This window comes from Asanoa ferruginea, assembly GCF_003387075.1.
GTDB lineage: Bacteria > Actinomycetota > Actinomycetes > Mycobacteriales > Micromonosporaceae > Asanoa > Asanoa ferruginea.
In genome coordinates this window covers 8,551,881-8,568,273 of sequence record NZ_QUMQ01000001.1, presented here as the reverse complement: position 1 = coordinate 8,568,273, position 16,393 = coordinate 8,551,881, and the positions used below count along the sequence as shown (strand labels likewise).

Sequence of the window (16,393 nt, the reverse complement as noted above, 5' to 3'; positions counted from 1 at the left end):
GAGGTCGCCGATAGCGTCGGCATTGACACCGACGAAAGGAGTGGGGCCATGTTCCGGGGGATCGCGACGGTCAACTACTGGACCGACGACCTGGCCGCGGCAAAGAAGTGGTACTCCGAGGTGCTCGGGATCGAGCCTTATTTCGAAGTGCCGGGTGGTTACGCCGAGTTCCGGCTCGGTGACTATCAGCAGGAGCTCGGCCTGATCGACCGCGCGTTCGCGCCCGACGACGCGGCGACCAGGTCCGGCGGGGTGGTCGCCTACTGGCACGTCGACGACATCGACGCCGCCCTCGACCGGCTGACCAGCCTCGGCGCGACGGTCCGCGAGCAGCCCCGCGACCGCGGCAAGGGCTTCATCACGGCCACGGTCACCGACCCGTTCGACAACATCCTGGGCATCATGTTCAACCCGCACTACGTGGATGTTCTGGGCGGCAAGAGTTAGGCCGCGTTCTGCCGATCGTCGCGGCCCGCGACGGGCGGTCTCGGCTCACGATGATCGGCAGGACCCGGCCTAGCCGAGCTTGGCGAAGACGATCGCGACGATCTCCTCGGGCGCCGGCATGGCCGCGATCTCGGTCGACACCTCGACCGCCGCGGCGCGCATCGCGGCGTCGTCGACCAGGCGGTTGAGGACTGCGGCGTCGATCTTCTTGACCGCGACGGCCAGCCCGGCGCCGCGGGCGGCGATCACCTCGCCGTTGTGGGCGCGGTCGCCCGGGCCCGGGGTCATGAGCTGCGGCACGCCGGCCGCCAGCGCGGCGAAGATCGTGCCGGCGCCACCGTGGTGCACGATCGCGCTGGCCGTCTCCAGCGCCTCCGGCAGGGGCGCCCAGCCGGTCGCCCGCACGTTCGGCGGCAGGGTCCGGCCGCTGAGCCGGTCGGCGGCCCGCAGCAGCACAAACTCGGCGTCGACGGCGGGCGCCAGCCGCACGATGCGGTCCAGCACCGCGGTCGACCCGGGCCCGGCGATGGTGCTGTGGCTGACCAGGATCCGGGGGCGTTTCCCCGGCTCGCGCAACAACGAAGGGAGGCTCGCGCCGCCGCCATACCCGACCGGTCGCATGGGCTGAGCGTCCACGCCGGGCACCAGGCTGCCGGGGCAGATCCGCAACACCGCGGCGCTGGCCGGCACCTCGGGCCGCGGCCGCATCTTGTCGGTCGTCACGGCCAGCAGCAGCGCGTCGTCGAAGAGCGTGTTGCCGTGCAGCACGGCCGGCACGCCGTGCCGCGCCGCGGCCACCGCGCCGGCGCCGGCCAGCGGCTCGTGCACGACCACGTCCGGGCGCCAGCGGGCGATCAACTCCGACGTGGCGCCGACGAGTTGGTCGTTGACCGCGCCGAAGATGTGCCCGACCGCGCTGGTGCCGGCCTTGCCGACGATCTCCTTGGCCATCACCCGCGGGTGCCGGAGCATGGCCCCGATGGCGATCCGCCCGAAGTTGAAGGGCCCGGCGACATCCTCGACCGGGAAACCGGCCGGCGGCCGGGTCGCGGCGTCGCCGCCGGAGGCCACCAACACCTCGTGCCCGGCGCCGCGCAGGGCCTCGGCGAGCGGGATCATCGGATAGAGGTGACCGATCAACGGGGCTGCCACGAACAGGATCCGCACGGATGGTCCTCTTCTCCATATGGGCCGGGCTCCTTCCCAATATTGCCCCTCGATCGCCAGCCGGCCGGCGACGAGGTGGGTGAACAACCGGGTGCCCCACGACCGCGCTGGTAGGTTCGAGCCCATGGCCAGGGTGATCTTCGGAATGACCATGTCGATCGACGGCTACGTGGCCGACACCGAGGGCAGCGCCGCGGCGCTCTACCCCGACCTGGCCGAGTTGCGCCCGACCCACTACATGACCGAGATGATCGACGAAACCGGCGCGGTGCTGATGGGCCGGCACACGTTCGCGATGGGCGACCCCGACAGCTACGCCGGCCGCTACGAGTTCCAGGTGCCCATCGTCGTCGTGACCCACGAGCCGCCGCCGGTCCACCCGCGCGAGTCCGACAAGCTGACCTTCACGTTCGTCACCGACGGCGTCGAGGCCGCGGTCAGCGCGGCGAAGAGCAGCGCGGGCGACCGCGACGTCACCTGCGTCGGCGGCGTCGACCTCGGCCGCCAGTTGCTGACCAAAGGCCTGGTCGACGAGTTGCGCCTCGACGTGATGCCCGTGCTCCTCGGCGCCGGCCAGCGCCTCTTCGAACCCGACGCCGACCTGGCCGCCCTCGGGCTGCGCAAGAAGTCGGTGCTCGAGGTCGGCCCCCGCACGTCGCTGCGGTTCACGGTGACCCGATGAGGCACATCGCCTTCGACCGGCTGCACAACTTCCGCGACGTCGGCGGCTATTCCACATCGGACGGCCGCACGGTCCAGTGGCGCCGGCTCTACCGCTCCGACGGGCTGGGCAAGCTGGCCGGCGCCGACTGGGCGAAGTTCCAGACGCTGGGCGTCAAGACGGTGATCGACCTGCGCTACCCGGAGGAGATCGTCCGCCGGGGCCGGGTCCCCGACTATCCGGGCCTGACCTACCACAACCTGTCGATCGAGCACCGCCCCTACAAGCAGGCCACCATCGCCCCCGACGTCGAGCCGGTCCGCTTCCTCGCCGACCGCAACGCCGAGGTCCTGGATGACGGCGTGGTCGAGCTCGGCCAGGCCCTGGCGGCCATCGCCGGCGCCGACAGCACCCCTGTGGTGATCCACTGTGCGGCCGGCAAGGACCGCACCGGCCTGCTCGCCGCGCTCGTGCTGGCCCTGGTCGGCGTCGACGACGAGGACATCATCGCCGACTACGCCCTGACCGAGTTGGCGGCGCACAAGTTCGTCGCCGACTGGCAGGCCAACCCGGCCAACCCACCGATCACCTGGCCGGCCTACGGCCGTTCCCCGGCCGAGTCGATGCGCCTGACGCTCAAGGAACTGGCGGCCACGCACGGCTCGGCCCACGACTACGCCCGCGACCGGCTCGGCGCCGACGACGCCCTGCTGGCCGCGCTGAGGGCCCGACTGCTCGACCCGTAGGGTGGGCGGTATGCGGGTGGCGTACGGAGCCGACGACGCGAACGAGACCACACGGGCGGTGCGGCAGGCGCTCGCCGACCGGGGCATCGAGGTCGTCGACGTGACCGCCGACCAGGCGTGGCCCGACATCGGCGCCGCCGTCGGCCGCGCCGTGGTCACCGGCGAAGCCGACCTCGGTGTGGTGCTCTGCTGGACCGGCACCGGCACGGCCATCGCCGCCAACAAGATCCCCGGCGCCCGCGCCGCGCTCGCCTGGGACCCCTGGATCGCCGCCGGCGCGCGCAGGTGGAACGACGCCAACGTGCTGGCGATGAGCCTCAAACGGCTGGCCCCCGACGTGGCCGTCGAGGTGCTGTCGGCCTTCCTCGACACCACCGCGCCCGACCCCGACGAGGCCGCCAACATCGCCCGGCTCGGTGCCCTCGATGCCTGAACTACGCCGCGCCACCCCGACCGACCTGGCCGCCATCCTCGCCGACCTCCCCGCCTACTGGGGCGACCGCGACGTCCGCCACCTGCACCACCCGATGTTCGTCCGCGAGTTCGGCGACACGGCGTTCGTCGCGGGCACGGTCGACGGCTACCTGTTCGGCTTCGTCGCCCCGGCCCACATCGGCTACATCCACGCGGTGGCTGTCCACCAACGCCAACGCGGCACCGGCCTGGGCCGCCACCTGCACGCGGCGTTCGCCGACGCGGCCCGCGCCCGCGGCGCCACCCGGCTCAAGGCGATCACCGGCCCGGCCAACACGGAATCGATCCGCTTCCACGAACGCCTCGGCTTCACCGCCTGCCTGATCCCCGACTACAGCGGCCCCGGCCACGACCGCGTCGTCCTGACCCGCGACCTCCCATAGCGTCCCCCCGTGGGCACACCCCGGGTTCTGCCCGTGGGTAGATGTGCCGGCGGAGCGTTCCGCGAAGGATTGGCGTCATGGACGGATCCGAAGTGCTGACCGTGCGCGGTCTGCGGAAGGTCTACGGCGACCGGGTCGTCGTAGACGGTTTGGACCTCACGGTCGAGGCGGGCGAGATCGTCGGCCTGCTCGGCGCGAATGGCGCGGGAAAGACGACGACCGTCGAGTGCGTCCAGGGCCTGCGCCGGCCCGACGGCGGGTCGGTGCGGGTGCTCGGCCTCGATCCGGCCCGCCAGGCCGACCGGCTGCGTCCGCAGCTCGGCAGCCAGTTGCAGGACTCCGCGCTGCCGGACCGGCTCCGGGTCGGTGAGGCCATCGCGTTGTTCGCCAACGATCGGGCCCGGGACGCTGGGCCGCTGCTGGCCCAGTTCGGCCTGACCCACCTGCGCCGGTCGGCGTTCGCCGGGCTCAGCGGGGGTGAGCAGCAACGCCTCTTCCTGGTGTTGGCGCTGCTCAACCGGCCCAGGTTGGTCATTCTCGACGAGCTGACGCAGGGCCTGGACCCCGCCGCCCGCCGCGACGTGTGGTCGGCCATCGCGCGACTTCGCGACTCGGGGACGACCGTGCTGCTGGTGACACACGAGATGGGCGAGGCGGAGGTGCTGTGCGACCGGGTCGTGGTGCTGCGGGCCGGGCGGGTGCTGGACGCGGGGACGCCCCACGAGGTGGTCGCCCGGCACGCCGGCGGCGCGACCGTCCGGTTCAGCTGGCCGGGGGTGGAGCGGGACGCGATGATGGCCGGCCTGCGGTCGCTGCCCGGGGTCCGGACCGTGTCCGACAGCGGTGGAACCCTGAGCGTGCAGGGCGATCGGCAGGCCATCGCGCACGTCGGCGCCGCGCTGGTCTCCCGTGGCCACATTCCGGCCGACCTCACCGTCGAGATCCCCAACCTCGAGACCGCGATGCTCGGTCTGTTGAGTGATGAGCGCGTCCTGATCGGAGCGTCACGATGACAACGATGACGATCGAGGGGTCGCGGCGGTCGCTCTCGCCGGTCGCCCGGCTGATCCGCTCCGAACTCGTGCTCATGGTCCGGGATCCGTTGACGCTGACGTTCGTCTTCGCCTTCCCCGTGGTGACCATGCTGATCATCGGCGGGTCGTTCGGCACCACACCCGACGCGGCGTTCGAGAACACCAACCCGGCACATTGGTACGTCGCCTCCTACCTCAGCGTGGTGATCGCGGCCACCGGCCTGGTGACGCTCCCCGTGCACATGGCCGCCTACCGCGAACGCGGGGTGTTGCGGCGCTTCGCCGCCGCCGGCTTCCCGCGCTGGTCGTTCGCGCTCGCGCAACTGGTGCTCGGGCTGACGACGATCCTGCTGTCGGTCGCGCTGCTCCTCGCGGTCGCGGCGCCCGTCTACGGCATCCCGCCGGTCGCACACCTCGGGCCGGCGCTGCTCGGCTTCGCGTTCGGCGCGGTCGGCTTCGTCAGCGTCGGTGTGCTGCTCGGGTCACTCCTGCCGTCGGCACGGTCGGCCCAGGCCGTCGGACTGCTGCTGTTCTTCCCGTCCTTCCTGCTCGGCGCGGGCGGTCCGCCGCCCAACGTGATGGGATCGGCGCTGCAGCGGATCGCCGACGTGCTGCCGTTGACCCTGGTCACCAACTCCATCCGGGTGCCCTGGCTCGACCTGGGCAGCGCGACGGGCACGCTCGCCACCGTGATCGGGCTGTCCGTGGTGGCCTGTGTGGTCGCCGCACGGCGGGCAAGGCTCTAAGACCAGATGACCGCATTGGTACGCCACCTGCCGCCCACCCACCTCGTGCGGTGGGCGGCGCGGGCCGTCGTGACGCTGTTCGCGCTGGCCGCCGCCGTCCAGCCGGTGCGCCAGAGCCCGCTCGTGACCGGGTGCGCCCTGGCGGTGACCGTCGCCGCGGCCCTGCTGATCGCCGAGGGCCGGCGCGGCCTGCTGGCCTTCTTCGTCGTCTCGGGGGCTGGAGTGGTGGTGCTCGGCAACGGCACCCCGTCGAAGGTCGGCTGGTTCGGGCTGTGCGTTCTCGTCGGCTGGTGCGCGCTCGTCGGAACGACCCGCGCGACGGTCGCGCTCTGGGCGGCCACCGTCGGCACGCTCGCCGTCGAGTGGGCTGTCACGGTCGGCGACGCCGGCTGGGGGGCGTGGATCGCCGGCACCACCTTCTCCGCGTTCGGCTGTCTGCTCGCGCGGCGGGAGCGGGACCTGGTCAAGCGCCTGCGGATCGCGCAGGAAGGGCTGGCCGACCGCGTACGCGCCGAGGAACGTGACCGCATCGCCCGCGAACTGCACGACGTGATCGCCCACTCGCTGACCATCTCGCTGTTGCACGTCTCGAGTGCGCGGCTGGCGCTCGACGAGGACCCCGTGGAAGCCGACCGCGCGATGCGGGAAGCCGAGCGCCTCGGCCGCCAGTGCCTCACCGAGGTGCGCCAGGTCGTCGGCCTGCTCCGCCACGACGAGGCCGGCACGATGGCGCCCCTACCCGGCGCGGCCCAGCTCAGCACGCTCGTCGACCAGTTCCGCCGGGCAGGTGCCGACGTCGCCCTCACCACCGACGGCGACGTGTCCGTGCTGCCCAACACCCTCGGGCTCGCCCTCTACCGGATCCTCCAGGAGTCGCTGACCAACGCGGCCCGCCATGCACCCGCGGCGCGGACCGCGGCTCTCCTGGCCGTCACCTCGACGGGCGCCGTGCTGGTCGTGGACACTGCGGGGGTGGGCGGAAGCGTCGTCGGCGCGGGCTCCGGGCTGCTGAGCATGCGGGAACGAGCCCAGATGCTCGGCGGCACCTGCGTCGCCGGGCCGGTCGACGGCGGCTGGCAGGTCCGGGCCGAGCTTCCCCTGCGACCCGGGACGCACCCGTGATCCGCGTCCTGCTGGTCGACGACCAGGAGCTCATCCGGGCCGGGTTGCGCGGCATCCTGCGTACCCGATTCGGGTTCGAGATCGTCGGCGAGTGTGCCGACGGGCGTGACGTGCCGGCGGCCGTGGCCCGGCTCAAACCCGACATCGTCCTGATGGACGTGCGGATGCCGGTCGTCGACGGAGTCGCTGCGACCGCCGCGTTGCGCCGGTCCGACAACGCGCCACCGGTCCTCATGCTGACCACGTTCGACGACGACGAGGCCCTCGCGGGCGCGCTGCACGCCGGCGCGTCCGGCTTCCTGCTCAAGGGCGTTCCGGCAGACGATCTCCAGCGGGCCGTGCGCGCGGTCGCCGACGGCGGCGCCTGGCTCGACCCGCTCGTTACCGGACGGGTGCTGTCCGCTTATCGCCGGACGCCGCCTACGGTCCGGGCGGAGGCGGCGGTCAGCGCCCTCACGCCCCGGGAGCGCGAGATCCTCACCCTGATCGGCCGGGGGCTGACCAACGGCGAGATCGCGGCCGCGCTCGTGGTCGGCGAGGGAACCATCAAGACGCACATCGGCCGCGTCTTCGCCAAGCTGCACCTACGCGACCGGGCGGCCGCGATCGTCTTCGCCTTCGACCACGGCCTGGTCACACCCGAGCCGCGCTGACATCGTTACTCCGCCGGAGCTCTGCCATTGCCGTCGAGCCGCGCGACACGTCGCGGGTGACCGTGCCGCGTTCCTCGGCCGTGACCTCGCGGGCTGGCTCGGCGTGCCACCCGAGGACGACCTTCCGTAACCCGTTGACGGGGTTCAATCGCGTCCTATGCTGCCCAAATGGGCCAGCCATCGACTACGTTCGTTGTCCTGACACTCTTCCTTGGCCTGCTGTGTTCGCTCTTCTGGCCGGCGACCAAGCATTTGATCACCATGGCCCACGAGGGCTCACACGCGATCGCCGGGTCGGCAACCGGGGGCAAGGTCGTGTCCGTGCGGATGCGACCCAATGGCAGCGGAGAAACCGAAACCATTGGTGCGAGCCCGTTTCTCACGGCCCTCGTCGGCTATGTCGGCCCATCCGTCTTCGGTATCAGCAGCGCGACAGCGCTGTCCAACGGCCTGGATCCGAGCGCCATCCTCTGGGTGACCGTGGTGATGATGGCAGTCGTCCTCCTGCGGGTCAGAAATCTCTTCGGCCGGCTGGTCATCCTCGTGGCCGGGTCCCTGTTCGTCCTGGTCGCACTCAAGGGCTCACCGACCACACGGCAGGTGTTCGTCTACACCTGGACGTGGTTTCTGTTGCTCGGCGGCTTCGTCCACACTGTCGAGACCAACGTGAAGAGTGTCGGGTGGTCCGGCGACGCCAACTCGTTGCGAGAGCTCACGAAGTTGCCGCGCGGCATCTGGGTGGTCTGTGGTGGCTGGCGACCATAGCCGCACTGGTCTACGGGGGTGGGGTCCTGGCCGGCGTGATCGATCCCCCGATCGGCACGCACCTTCGGTAACGCCGCCGTCAGGTGGCCGCCGCGCGGGCCGTCAGGGGGTCTTCGGCCGCCAGCACTGCCGTGGCCAGGCGCTCGCAATCCGCCCGCGTGTGTGCGGCCAGCGCGTCGCGGACCGCCGGGATCGCCCGTGCCGGCATCGACAGGCTGCTGATGCCCAGACCGGCGAAGACCGGCGCCAGCCCCGGATCGGCCGCCGCCTCGCCGCAGATGCCGACCGGCTTCCCGGCCGCACGGCCCGCGCGGGCGCAGGCCGCCACCAGGTCGAGCAACGCCGGCTGCCACGGGTCGAGGAGCTCCGCCAGCTCCCCGCACATGCGGTCGGCCGCGAACGCGTACTGGCTCAGGTCGTTGGTGCCGATGCTGACGAAGTCGACCTCGCGCAGCAACGCGCGGATCCGCAGCGCGGCGGCCGGGACCTCGACCATCACCCCCGCCGACGCCAGGCCGGCGGCGCGGGCTCGGGCCACGAAGTCGCGGGCCTCGGCCGGGGTCGCGATCATCGGTGCCATCACCCAGGCGGTCGCGCCGGTGCGGGCGGCCGCCGCGGCGATCGCCGACAACTGACCGTCGAGCAGGGCCGGGTCGCGGCGGGCCAGGCGGACGCCGCGGACGCCCAGCGCCGGGTTGGGTTCGCCGGCCTGGTCGAGGAAGGGGAGTGGCTTGTCGGCGCCGGCGTCCAGCGTGCGAACCACGACCTTGCGGCCGCCCAGGGCGGCGAAGACCGCCGCGTAAGCCTCCACCTGCTCGTCGTGGCCGGGTGCCTTCTCCCGGTCGAGGTAGAGCAACTCCGTGCGGAACAGGCCGACGCCCTCGGCGCCGGTCACCAGATCGGCGGCGGAGCCCACATTGGCGAGCAACTCGACCGCCCAGCCGTCGGCGGTGCGGCCGGGGCCGGTCGACGCGGCCGCCCGGGCCCGGCGTTCCTGCTCGCGGCGGCGGGTGTCGGCGACAGTGGCCTCGTCGACACCGACCCGCACGGCGCCGGCGGTGCCGTCGACGGCGACGACCACCCCGTCGGAAAGGTTGGCCGCCTCCGCGCACCGCACCACGGCCGGGATGCCCAGTGAGCGGGCCAGGATCGCGGTGTGGCTGGTCGGGCCGCCGGCCACCGTCACCAGCGCGAGCACCTGCTCGGGGTCGAGGCCCGCCGTGTCGGCCGGGGCCAGGTCGGTCGCGACCAGCACGAACGGGTGGCCCGGCGACGGGATGCCGGGCATCGGTGCGCCGCTCGACACGGCCACCGCGCGGTCGCGCAGGTCGTCGAGGTCGGCCACCCGCTCGGCGAGGTAGCCGCCGGCCTCCAGGAAGGCCTGCCGGTGCACGGCGAACGCGGCGTCGATCGCGTGCGGTGCGTCGGAACCGGCCCGGATCGCGTCGGCCACCGCCTCGTCGAGCACCGGGTCCTCGGCCATCATCACCTGGGCGCGCAGGATCTCGGCGGCGGTGGCGTCGGGCGTCGCCTCCGCGCGGCGGGCCAGTTCGGCGGCCACGGCGCGCAACGCGTCGGCGGCCAGCGCCAGCTCGGCGTCGACATCGGACACCGCTCGCGGTGAGGGCAACTGCGGCGCGGCGCCGGCGCGGCAGACCGGGCCCGCCGCGAAGCCGGGGGAGACGCCGATCCCGTGCAGTGGCTCAGCCATCGGACGCGTCGAGGTCGCGGGCCAGCAGCGCGGCCAGGTCGTCGAGCACCGTGTCGGCGCCGTCGCCCTCGGCCGTGATGGTGACGGCGGTGCCGCACTTGGCGCCGAGGGACAGGACCGAGAGCATGCTGTTGGCGGGTACGGGTTTGCGGCCCTCGACGTTGATCTTCACGGGCAGCGGGGCGGCGGTGGCCGCGGCGACGAACAGGGCCGCCGGGCGGGCGTGCAGGCCGCTGGTCGAGCCGACGGTCACGGTGCGGGACGGCATGGGTCAACCCCCTCAGGGCTCGATGGTGACCTTGATGGCGGCGCCACGCGCGACGATGTCGAAGGCGTCCAGCGCCGCCGTCACGGGCAGCCGGTGAGTGATCAGGTCGGCGACCGGCACCGCGCCCGAGGCGATCAGCTCGAGCGCCTGCTTGTTGTGTGCCGGGCTGGAGCCGTTGGCGCCGACGATGGTCAGCTCCTGGTAGTGCACGACGTTGCTGTCGACCCGGATCACCGGATCGTCCTTGGGCAGGCCGCCGAAGAAGCTGATCCGGGCCTGCCGCGCGGCGAGGGCGAACGCCTGCTCCTGCGCCGCCTTCGCCGCCGCGGCGGTGATCACCACGTCGGCACCACGGCCGTCGGTGAGCTTGCGCACCTCGTCGACCACGTCGGTGTTGGCGCCGCAGATCGCGGCGTCCGGCTGGACCCGGTCGGCCGACAACGCGAGCCGGTCGGGGTTGAGGTCGACCAGGAACACCCGCTGTGCGCCCCTGGCCCGGGCCAGCCGCACGTGCAGGCAGCCGATCGGGCCGGCGCCCATCACGACCACGTCGTCACCTTCGCCGACCCGGGCCAGGTTCTGCCCGTTGAGCACGCAGGCGAGAGGTTCGGCGACGGACGCTTCGGCGTACCCGATGCCGTCCGGGATCTTGTTCAGGCCGTCGACGGCGAGGACCTTCGCGGGTACGAGCATCAGTTCCGCGAAACCGCCGTCGTAGTGGTAGCCCATCGACTCCTGGTTGGGGCAGACCGTCATCCGGCCGCGCCGGCACTCGCCGCACTGTCCACAGGGGATGGCGGCGATCACCTGGACGCGGTCGCCCGCGCGCCAGCCCGTGTCGCCGCCGTCGACGACCTCGCCGGCGATCTCGTGGCCCATCACCCGGGGCGGCCGGATGTGGTGGTGCCCGAACTTGAAGATCTTCACGTCGGTGCCGCAGGTGGAGCAGTTGTGCACCCGGATCAACACGTCGCCGCCGGTGCGGGTGGGTTCGGGAGCGTCTTCGACGCGAACGTCGCCGGGCGCGTGGAAGCGCACGACCTTCATGCGGTCTCCTCGATCGGGGTCAACAGGTCGTAGACCGTCGCACTGTCGGTGGCCGCGCGCAGCGCCGCGGCCCGGTCGGGGTCGAGCAGGATCTGGGCGAGCTCGCCGAGCACCTCGACGTGCCCGTCGCCGCGGGCCGCGATGGCGACGCAGACGGCGACCGGCTGGCCGCCCCAGTCGACGCCGTCGGGGAAGCGCACGACCGCCAGCGCGTCGCGCAGCACGGTCTCCTTGCCGGCGAGGGTGCCGTGCGGGATGGCCACACCCTCGCCGACGTAGGTGGAGATCGACTGCTCGCGGGCCAGCATCGCGTCGACGTACGCCGGTGCGACCGCGCCGACGTCGACCAGCACCTCGCCGCAGCGGCGGATGGCGGCGTCGCGGTCGGCCGCGACCTCGGTGAGCCGGATGGCCCGCGGGTCGAGCAGCGCGCCGAGCCCCTCAGCCATTGAGCTCGCCGCCGGACTCGACGACCTTCACCAGCTTGGTGATGGCCGGGTCGCCGATGAACACCTGCACCGGCACGATGACCTTGTCGGGCGCGCTGCCCCGGGCGCGGCTGGCCAGGCCGGCGTGGCAGACCACCACGTCGGCGTCGGCCGGGATCGAGTTGACCGGGGTGTGCTCGACGGTGACCTGGTGCTTCTTGAGCTGCCGCCGGAGCTGGCTGGCGAGCATGACGCTGCTGCCCATACCGGCGTCGCAGGCCACGACGACCTTGTGGATGTCGCTGCCCTTGATGGTGGCCATGTCGTCAACCTTTCGGGGGTGGGGGTTAAGGAAGGGCCCCTTGTCAACGCTTTCTGCATAGGAAGGGCCCCTTCCTAACGCGGTGCCGGGTTCAGGGGTTGGCGGTGCGTTGCTCGGGGACGCTGCCGGCGACCGCGGGCTCGCGCTCGCGGGCGGGCTCCGGCTGGGTGCCGGGCTGGGGGTCGGCGTCGGGCGCGATGACGGCGGCGTCGCCGTCGGCGGCCAGCGGGTTTTCCTTGGGTTCGAGGCGACCGAAGCCGAGCAGGGCCGCGGCGACCGCGAACGTCACGCCGGCCGCGATCACCACGCCGAGGATCATCGGGATGTAGCCGCCCCGCGGCGTGACCGCGAAGTAGGCGAAGATGCTGCCCGGCGACGGCGTCGCGGTCAGCCCGGCGCCGGTGATCATGAAGGTGCCGACGCCGGCCGCGCCACCAGCGATCATCGCGATGACCAGGCGGGGCTTCATCAGCACGTAGGGGAAGTAGATCTCGTGGATGCCGCCGAGGAACTGGATGATCATGGCGGCCGGGGTGCTGGCGCGCAGATTGCGCGGTCCGAAGAAGAAGAACGCCAGGAGCAGGCCGAGGCCGGGCCCCGGGTTGGACTCGATCATGAACAGGACGGACTTGCCGGTCTCCGCGGCCTCAGCGACACCGAGCGGGCCGAACACGCCGTGGTTGATGGCGTTGTTGAGGAACAGCACCTTGGCCGGTTCGACCAGCACCGATGCCAGCGGCAGCAGGTTGCGGTCGACCAGCCAGCTCACCCAGTCGCCGGCCGTGTTGGTGACGGTCCGCATGACGGGGCCTATCGCCCAGGCGCCGATGAGCGCCATGCCGCCGCCGATGATGCCGGCGGAGAAGTTGTTGACCAGCATCTCGAAACCGGGCCGGATGCGGTCTTCGACCAGCGCGTCGAACTGCTTGAGCAACCAGGCGGTCGCCGGCCCGATGATCATCGCGCCGAGGAACATCGGCGACGCGTTGTTGAGTTCGGTGCCCATCACGGCGCCGGCACCGACCGCGATGCCCACGGTCGCGACGGCGCCGACCACGGCACCGCGCTGCCCGTGCACGAGCCGGCCGCCGGTGTAACCGATCAGGATCGGCAGCAGGAAGAAGATCATCGGGTTGACGAGCTGCCCGAAGTCTTCGTTGGGTATCCAGCCGGTCGGGATGAACAGCGCGGTGATGAGGCCCCAGGCGATGAACGCGCCGATGTTGGGCATCACCATCGCGGCCAGGTTGCCACCGAACCGCTGCACGGTGGCGCGGAATCCGGTGCCCTGCACCGGAGGCGTGTAGCTGGTTTCCTCGGTCGTTGTCACCGAACGCTCCCTTCGGGGGTGGGGGAGGGCATCCGTCAGCCGGGCTGAGCCAGGCTCCGGACGAGATCGGAATCGGAATCGGGATGGATCACGACGGCGTCCCGCCGCAGGTCGGACGGGCCCGGCATACGGCTGCCCGGCAGGCTCACCGCCGCCGCACCCCACGCCAGCCCTTCGGCCAACGCCGCGACCAACTCGGCCCGCCAACTCTCGGACCGGCCGTCACCGCCGCTGTCGCCGGCTGTGCCGGCTGGGCCTGAGGTTCCGGCCGTGCCGGCGTCGCCGCTGTCTCCGGCTCCGCCGGCTGGGCTGGACCGGGCCACGCTGGCTTCGCCGTTGGTTTCGGCTGTGCCGGTTGGGCCGGGGCCGGTCATGCCGGCTTCGCCGTTGCGTCCGGCTGTGCCGGTTTGGCCGGTGGTAGCGGTCTGGCCGCGGATGGCACCAGGTTTGGTTGGTGCCTGGTTCGTGGTGCCGCTCAGATTCGCGGTCCGGGCGAGGCCGGACCGGGTCAATGCGGCCAGGAAGCCCGCGAGCAGGGCGTCGCCGGCGCCTACGGAGCTGCGGGGGTGGGTGACGGGTGCGGTGCCGCTGACGACGGTGTCGGCGGTGACCAGGATGGCGCCGTCGGCGCCGAGGCTGGCGAGGACGGCGCCGGCGCCCCACGTGCGGACCCGGTTGGCGGCCTCGACCACGTCGGTGCGGGCGGTGAGCCCGCCGCCGACCACTTCGGACAGTTCTTCGCGGTTGGGCTTGACCAGGTGTGCGCCGGCCTCGGCGGCTGCCCGCAGCGCCGGGCCGCTGGTGTCGACGGCCAGCTTGACGCCGGCCGCCACGATGCGCCGGCAGAGCCGGCCGAACGCCTCGGTCGTGACGCCCGGTGGCAGGCTGCCGCAGACCACCACCCAGCCGGCGCTGCCCGCCGCGGCCAGGGCCTGGCCGGTCACCGCGTCGAACTCGACCGCCGACAGGGTCGGACCGGGTTCGTTGACCTTGGTGACCGTGCCGTCGGGCTCGGCCAGGGTGATGTTGGAGCGGGTGCGGCCGCCGATCGGCACGGCGACCAGGTCGACGCCCTCGGCCGCGAGCAGGCGGACGAGTTGGCCGCCCTCGTCGCCGCCGCACGGCAGCACCGCCCGGGACGCGACGCCGTTGGCGAGCAGCGCCCGGGAGACGTTGACGCCCTTGCCGCCCGGGTCGAGATGGCCCGAGCGGGCGCGGATCACGTCACCCCGGGCCAGGCCGTCGATCTCGATCGCCCGGTCGAGGCTCGGGTTGAGTGTGACGGTGACGATCATGCGCGGACCACCCTCACCCCGGCGGCCTCGACGTCGCCCGCCAACTCGGCGTCGACGCCGGTGTCGGTGATCAGCACGTCGAGGTCGTCAAGCGCGCCGAACCGGGCCAGGTAGTCGTTTCCGATCTTCGTGTGGTCGGCGAGCAGGACCACCCGGCGGGCCGCGGCGATCATCGCCCGCTTGACCGTCGCCTCGGCCGGGTCCGGTGTGGTCAGTCCGCGTTCGACCGAGCAGCCGTTGGTGCCCATGAACGCGACGTCGACATACATGTCGGCGAGCGGGCGCAGCGCCCAGTCGTCGACGGTGGCCAGCGTCTTGCCCCGGACCCGCCCGCCGAGCAGCAGCACCGTGAGGTTGGCCCGGGTGCCGAGCACGGTGGCCAGGACCGGCGAGTTGACCACGACGAACAGCTCGCGGTCGGCGGGCAGCGCCTGCGCCAGCCGGGCCGTGGTGCTGCCGGCGTCGAGGATCACCGCACCCTCGTCGGGCAACTCGGCCAGGGCCGCCTTGGCGATCCGCTCCTTCTCGGTGATCAGCACCGAGTCGCGGGCCGCCAGCGCCGGCTCGAAACCGATCCGCTCGACCGGGATCGCGCCGCCGTGCACCCGGCGGAGCACGCCGGCCCGCTCCAGGACGGTCAGGTCGCGGCGGATGGTCTCGGCGGTGACCCGGAAGTCGTCGGCCAGCGCGGTCACGTCGACCCGCCCCTGTGCCCGGGCGACCCGCAGGATCTCCTCTTGCCGCTCCTCCGCGTACATGTTGCTTTGCCTCCGCATCATTTTGTTTCGCTTCTGTTTACGCTTGACTATGTGGGAAGTCAAGACATGGAAATGCCCCGACCTGGGGTACGGGCCGGGGCAGCGGAAGCGAACGGGGCTAAGTGGACGCGGCGAGCGAGCCGAGCAGTGCGAGCGAGCGGGCCGACTCGCTGCCGGGCTCGGCGTGGTAGACGTTGAGCACCAGCCCGTCGGTGCCGCCGATGGTCAGCTTGTCGCCGAACAGGTCGAGGTCGCCCACCTCGGGATGGCGCATCAGGCTGAACCGGCCCTCCGGTCGGCGCACGTCGTGTCGCGCCCAGAGCTGCCGGAACTCCTCGCTCTTGAGCGACAGCTCACCGACCAATGTGGCCAGTTGCGGGTCGTCGCCGTGCCCGATCGCGTCGGCACGCAGGCCGGCGACCGCGCGGGCGACCGCTTCCGGCCAGTCGCGGTGGAACGCGCGCTCGGCCGGGTCGAGGAACGCCGCGCGCAGCCGGTTGGTGCCGGGTGCGAGGTTGGGCGACAGCGCGAGCGCCATCCGGTTGGCGGCCAGCACGTCGAGCCAGCGGGTCTGCACGATCGCGGGCGAGATCAGCTCGTCGAGCAGGTGCCGCACGCTCTCCGGGACGGTGGTCGCGGTGGCCGCCGGGCGCGTGGCGGTGCGGGAGGAGGGCTGACTGAGACTGATCATGTACGCCGTCGCGTCGGCGTCCAGCCGCAGCACCCGGGCCAGCGCGTCGAGCACCTGCACCGACGGACGCCGGTCGCGCCCCTGCTCCAGCCGCAGGTAGTAGTCGGAGCTGATGCCCGCGAGCATCGCGACCTCCTCGCGGCGCAGGCCGGGCACCCGCCGCACGCCGACGCCCTTGCCCAGGCCGACCTCCTCGGGCGTGATCTGCTCGCGGTGGGCGCGCAGGAACTCACCGAGCGCGTTGCGGGTCTCCACAAAACCGACGATAGGCGGACCCGGCGCGCCGCGGGTGGTCCCCGCACACCCAGGAACAGCGGGACTCTGCCTGGCCGGCCGGGTCGGGCG

At 72.5% G+C, this 16,393-nt stretch carries 19 protein-coding genes and 1 pseudogene; 10 read left to right on the top strand and 10 right to left on the bottom strand.

What is annotated here, in order from left to right; all coding sequences use genetic code 11:
• Positions 1–48 precede the first annotated feature (48 nt).
• Complete coding sequence (locus DFJ67_RS39950) at positions 49–447, top strand: VOC family protein (RefSeq protein ID WP_116077212.1); 399 nt, start codon at positions 49–51, stop codon at positions 445–447.
• A 69-nt stretch (positions 448–516) separates the two neighbouring features.
• Here DFJ67_RS39950 and DFJ67_RS39945 read toward each other — a convergent pair whose 3' ends face one another.
• Positions 517–1,614 carry a glycosyltransferase gene (locus DFJ67_RS39945; protein ID WP_116074600.1) on the bottom strand — a complete coding sequence of 366 codons (1,098 nt, stop codon included), beginning with the start codon at positions 1,612–1,614 and terminating at the stop codon, positions 517–519.
• 124 nt (positions 1,615–1,738) lie between these two features.
• Between DFJ67_RS39945 and DFJ67_RS39940 the strand changes: the two genes are divergently transcribed.
• The 9 genes from DFJ67_RS39940 to DFJ67_RS39900 all read left to right on the top strand — a co-directional run bounded on the left by DFJ67_RS39940 (position 1,739) and on the right by DFJ67_RS39900 (position 8,198).
• Complete coding sequence (locus DFJ67_RS39940; RefSeq protein WP_116074598.1) at positions 1,739–2,296, top strand: dihydrofolate reductase family protein; 558 nt, start codon at positions 1,739–1,741, stop codon at positions 2,294–2,296.
• Positions 2,293–3,021 (top strand): tyrosine-protein phosphatase, encoded by a 729-nt coding sequence (locus DFJ67_RS39935; protein ID WP_116074596.1) that lies wholly within the window; start codon positions 2,293–2,295, stop codon positions 3,019–3,021. Before DFJ67_RS39940 ends, DFJ67_RS39935 begins: the two co-directional genes overlap by 4 nt.
• Before the next feature lie 10 nt (positions 3,022–3,031).
• Positions 3,032–3,454, top strand: a complete 423-nt coding sequence (locus DFJ67_RS39930) for an RpiB/LacA/LacB family sugar-phosphate isomerase (RefSeq protein ID WP_116074594.1) — start codon at positions 3,032–3,034, stop codon at positions 3,452–3,454.
• On the top strand, positions 3,447–3,878 hold the full coding sequence (locus tag DFJ67_RS39925) for a GNAT family N-acetyltransferase (RefSeq protein ID WP_116074592.1): 432 nt from the start codon (positions 3,447–3,449) through the stop codon (positions 3,876–3,878). The genes DFJ67_RS39930 and DFJ67_RS39925 overlap by 8 nt, the downstream gene beginning before the upstream one ends.
• 77 nt (positions 3,879–3,955) lie before the next feature.
• On the top strand, positions 3,956–4,891 hold the full coding sequence (locus DFJ67_RS39920) for an ABC transporter ATP-binding protein (protein ID WP_116074590.1): 936 nt from the start codon (positions 3,956–3,958) through the stop codon (positions 4,889–4,891).
• A gap of 5 nt (positions 4,892–4,896) precedes the next feature.
• Positions 4,897–5,658: an ABC transporter permease gene (locus DFJ67_RS39915; protein WP_170216174.1), complete on the top strand. Its 762-nt coding sequence runs from the start codon at positions 4,897–4,899 to the stop codon at positions 5,656–5,658.
• Positions 5,659–5,664: 6 nt separating this feature from the next.
• Positions 5,665–6,780 (top strand): sensor histidine kinase, encoded by a 1,116-nt coding sequence (locus tag DFJ67_RS39910; RefSeq protein ID WP_116074586.1) that lies wholly within the window; start codon positions 5,665–5,667, stop codon positions 6,778–6,780.
• On the top strand, positions 6,777–7,433 hold the full coding sequence (locus DFJ67_RS39905) for a response regulator transcription factor (RefSeq protein WP_203783825.1): 657 nt from the start codon (positions 6,777–6,779) through the stop codon (positions 7,431–7,433). Before DFJ67_RS39910 ends, DFJ67_RS39905 begins: the two co-directional genes overlap by 4 nt.
• 168 nt (positions 7,434–7,601) lie before the next feature.
• Positions 7,602–8,198, top strand: coding sequence for a M50 family metallopeptidase (locus DFJ67_RS39900; protein ID WP_116074584.1), 597 nt, complete (start codon positions 7,602–7,604; stop codon positions 8,196–8,198).
• A gap of 79 nt (positions 8,199–8,277) precedes the next feature.
• Here the strand turns inward: DFJ67_RS39900 and ptsP are convergent, their stop codons facing one another.
• From ptsP to DFJ67_RS39850, 9 genes and pseudogenes are all read right to left on the bottom strand, one after another.
• Positions 8,278–9,909, bottom strand: coding sequence for a phosphoenolpyruvate--protein phosphotransferase (ptsP, locus tag DFJ67_RS39895; RefSeq protein WP_116074582.1), 1,632 nt, complete (start codon positions 9,907–9,909; stop codon positions 8,278–8,280).
• Positions 9,902–10,177, bottom strand: coding sequence for an HPr family phosphocarrier protein (locus DFJ67_RS39890; protein WP_116074580.1), 276 nt, complete (start codon positions 10,175–10,177; stop codon positions 9,902–9,904). Before DFJ67_RS39890 ends, ptsP begins: the two co-directional genes overlap by 8 nt.
• A gap of 12 nt (positions 10,178–10,189) precedes the next feature.
• Entirely contained in the window at positions 10,190–11,224 is a 1,035-nt protein-coding gene (locus DFJ67_RS39885; protein ID WP_116074578.1) for a zinc-dependent dehydrogenase, read from the bottom strand.
• The gene (locus tag DFJ67_RS39880) at positions 11,221–11,673 is read right to left on the bottom strand and encodes a PTS mannitol transporter subunit IIA (protein ID WP_116074576.1); all 453 of its coding nucleotides are present in this window, start codon (positions 11,671–11,673) and stop codon (positions 11,221–11,223) included. The genes DFJ67_RS39885 and DFJ67_RS39880 overlap by 4 nt, the downstream gene beginning before the upstream one ends.
• The gene (locus DFJ67_RS39875; RefSeq protein ID WP_116074574.1) at positions 11,666–11,974 is read right to left on the bottom strand and encodes a PTS lactose transporter subunit IIB; all 309 of its coding nucleotides are present in this window, start codon (positions 11,972–11,974) and stop codon (positions 11,666–11,668) included. The genes DFJ67_RS39880 and DFJ67_RS39875 overlap by 8 nt, the downstream gene beginning before the upstream one ends.
• 91 nt (positions 11,975–12,065) lie before the next feature.
• Positions 12,066–13,304, bottom strand: coding sequence for a PTS transporter subunit EIIC (locus tag DFJ67_RS39870; protein ID WP_116074572.1), 1,239 nt, complete (start codon positions 13,302–13,304; stop codon positions 12,066–12,068).
• A gap of 473 nt (positions 13,305–13,777) precedes the next feature.
• A pseudogene (locus tag DFJ67_RS44510) lies at positions 13,778–14,599 on the bottom strand (1-phosphofructokinase family hexose kinase); the annotation flags it as partial.
• Positions 14,596–15,357, bottom strand: a complete 762-nt coding sequence (locus tag DFJ67_RS39855) for a DeoR/GlpR family DNA-binding transcription regulator (protein ID WP_116074570.1) — start codon at positions 15,355–15,357, stop codon at positions 14,596–14,598. The pseudogene DFJ67_RS44510 and the gene DFJ67_RS39855, both read right to left, overlap by 4 nt.
• 118 nt (positions 15,358–15,475) lie before the next feature.
• Positions 15,476–16,303 carry a helix-turn-helix transcriptional regulator gene (locus tag DFJ67_RS39850; RefSeq protein ID WP_116074568.1) on the bottom strand — a complete coding sequence of 276 codons (828 nt, stop codon included), beginning with the start codon at positions 16,301–16,303 and terminating at the stop codon, positions 15,476–15,478.
• Between the last annotated feature and the right edge of the window lie 90 nt (positions 16,304–16,393).